This window comes from Aliivibrio sp. 1S175, from assembly GCF_001690985.1.
Taxonomy (GTDB): domain Bacteria; phylum Pseudomonadota; class Gammaproteobacteria; order Enterobacterales; family Vibrionaceae; genus Aliivibrio.
The window spans coordinates 796-3,354 of sequence record NZ_MAJS01000002.1 but is presented as its reverse complement, the minus strand read 5'-3'; the positions used below and the strand labels follow the sequence as shown (position 1 = coordinate 3,354).

The 2,559-nt window shown below is 35.9% G+C and carries 4 protein-coding genes; all 4 read left to right on the top strand.

What is annotated here, in order from left to right:
• The first annotated feature begins 145 nt into the window (after positions 1 to 145).
• Complete coding sequence (locus A6E06_RS00275; protein ID WP_065593336.1) at positions 146 to 595, top strand: DUF4145 domain-containing protein; 450 nt, start codon at positions 146 to 148, stop codon at positions 593 to 595.
• A gap of 158 nt (positions 596 to 753) precedes the next feature.
• A complete protein-coding gene (locus A6E06_RS00270) occupies positions 754 to 1,146 on the top strand; it encodes a GFA family protein (protein WP_176713264.1) in 393 nt (130 codons plus the stop codon).
• A gap of 142 nt (positions 1,147 to 1,288) precedes the next feature.
• Positions 1,289 to 1,693 (top strand): hypothetical protein, encoded by a 405-nt coding sequence (locus tag A6E06_RS00265; protein ID WP_065593334.1) that lies wholly within the window; start codon positions 1,289 to 1,291, stop codon positions 1,691 to 1,693.
• 126 nt (positions 1,694 to 1,819) lie between these two features.
• Positions 1,820 to 2,527 carry a hypothetical protein gene (locus A6E06_RS00260; RefSeq protein ID WP_065593333.1) on the top strand — a complete coding sequence of 236 codons (708 nt, stop codon included), beginning with the start codon at positions 1,820 to 1,822 and terminating at the stop codon, positions 2,525 to 2,527.
• The last annotated feature ends 32 nt before the right edge of the window (positions 2,528 to 2,559 follow it).

Sequence of the window (2,559 nt, the reverse complement as noted above, 5' to 3'; positions counted from 1 at the left end):
GCATCAACACGATTTGCTACATTCGGCATTCTAGATTTCTTTTGGTTTACCGTATTAAATGGTAAATTTGGGCTTGATCTGCATAGTAGCAAACGTGTTATGCAGGCGTTAGGCGAAATGTCACACTTGGAAAGTAGGAGTCAAGATGTCAATCTGTATTGAAGAAATGGATATTTACTATGAGACTTTGAATGAACGACCTGATATTGGTTGGTTTCTTCAAGGTCATATGGTGATCGAATATATGTTAAGAAAACGTCTTGAACTGAAGAATAAAGAACTTGCTTATAAGTTGAGGAAAAGCAGCTTTTTTAGTATTCTTCAAGCTTCATATAACAACGGTATTATTGATTCAAAATCTAGAAATGTATTAGATAGTATCAATAAAATAAGAAATCAATATGCACATGAATTGACTTATAGACCAACTTTACTCGAATTGATTTCTTTATGGGAAGAGGCTCAGTGCGCTTTTTCTGATATGACAGATGGGATCGAACAGGGTCTCTCTGAGCTAAAATCTATAACAAAGCTAGAGGATGCGGATAGATTTCACTTAAATGAACTTTTTGTTCAGATCTGTCATGACCTTTGAGTTTTCGCCTAACAATCGCATCAACACGATTTACTACACTCGGCATCTCAGGTTGTCGGGTGTTTCTCGTTTTAGGGCGTCAATTTTAAGTATAATTGCATGGTAGTAAACGTGTTATGCAGGCGTTATAAAGCAAAAAGGGAGTTTTAAGTATGTCATTGAAGCAAGTAGGGAAAACTGATATTCAAGCTAAACATAAAGCGACTTGTCATTGTGGTTTCGTAGAATTAGAACTCTCGCTGCCAAATGGTATTGAAAATCCGCGTCGTTGTGATTGTTCTATTTGTCGTAGAAAAGGTGCGATTGTTGGTTCAGTCAATTTGGATGGAATTAAGATCTTAAAAGGCAGCGAATACCTAAAGCTTTATCAATTTAATACTGGTACAGCGAAGCATTATTTTTGTTCTAATTGTGGTATTTATACTCATCATCAACGTCGTTCAAATCCCAATGAATATGGTTTTAATATTGGTTGCTTAGAGGGTGTGAATCCTTTTGATTTAGGCGATGTTGTAACTAATGATGGGGTTAATCACCCAGCCGATAGGTAGCTTTATAACAATCGCATCAACACGATTTGCTACATTCGGCATTCTAGATTATCTTTGGTTTACCGTATTAAGTGGTAAATTTAGGCTTAATTTGCATAGTAGCAAACGTGTTATGCAGGCGTTAATCGTACAAGGAGGTACAATGTATAAATTACGAAAACTGGAAGGTGAGCAAGATTGGCTAGATGCGGATGGAGTTAAGATTTATACCATTTCAGCAAATGAAGAACCAATCAATATGGTCGCTTTTCATCAACGACTATCAGAGGTTAAATCTGAAATAACTCTCGAATGGGATCAAACTGCTGCGTTCGTTATTTTCCATAATGGTGAAAGTTGTAAGTATTTAGTTTTAGCTTGGTGGGGTAATGATAATGAACTATTTACGTCAGTATCAGTTCAAGTTAATGGGGTTTGGGTTTTAGATCCAACTAAATATTCGTTTTGCCTATATGATATTGAAGTTATATGGAAGGAACGTAATATCTACATAGAAACAATAGATTGCGAAAGTCCGTCATTGGTTAAGTATCGCACTAGCCGTTAGATGTACGTTTAACAAAGCAATCAACACGATGCTATTACACTCGGCATTCGCGGTTTAGAGTATAATTGGTTTGGTAATCAAGTCGTTCGCACGTGTTATTGCGGCGTTATGTAACAGGAGAATACTGTGAGTAAAGAAAAGTACGATTTACATGTAAAAATGCTTGAGTGTGATGGTATGAAATTTCAAAATCGTATGAAATCTCATAGTTTTACACTTAATATCTTCGTTGGTAATGACACCGAACTACAGGAGGGACTCTCTATAATTGAGAACCCTGATGTTGCGATTAAATTGGTTCTTGATAAAAACCGTCAAGAAAGCATGCAAGCACATAGAGAAATTAATCGTCTCTTCCATAATTATTTAGCCTCGGCTAAGACTTTGATTGATCACACGAGAGTTTTTATTGATGAATACTACGTAGATACAGTCGTTGCTTCTAATTACAAGGTTAAAATCTTAGATGAGTTTGCGAATGATCCATTAGTACGATTTGTTCAAGACTTGAGAAACTTCATGTTACATAACGGGTTACCTCATAATGAAATGTCATTTTCTTTTGAAAATGGCTCCTCGACGATAGAAAGTCAAATTAACCTAGATACAATTAAGCTACAGCAGTGGACTCGTTGGACAAAACCGAGCAAAAATTTTCTAAATCTGCAAAGTGAAAAGTTAAGTTTGATAGAGTTAATTCAACCTTATTCTGAGAAAGTCATCGAGCTTCATAATTGGCTGAACTCTGAATTGTACAGATATCATGAAAAGGATTTACAAGAATTTAGAGAGTTGCAGTCGGCTTATCAAAACTTCGCTCAAAATGTTACATAACAAATGCATCAACACGATTTGCTACATTCGGC

Excerpts from the sequence above, each read along its gene's own strand:
- A6E06_RS00275 (WP_065593336.1), top strand. The coding sequence starts at position 146 with ATGTCAATCTGTATTGAAGAAATGGATATTTACTATGAGACTTTGAAT.
- A6E06_RS00265 (WP_065593334.1), top strand. The coding sequence starts at position 1,289 with ATGTATAAATTACGAAAACTGGAAGGTGAGCAAGATTGGCTAGATGCG.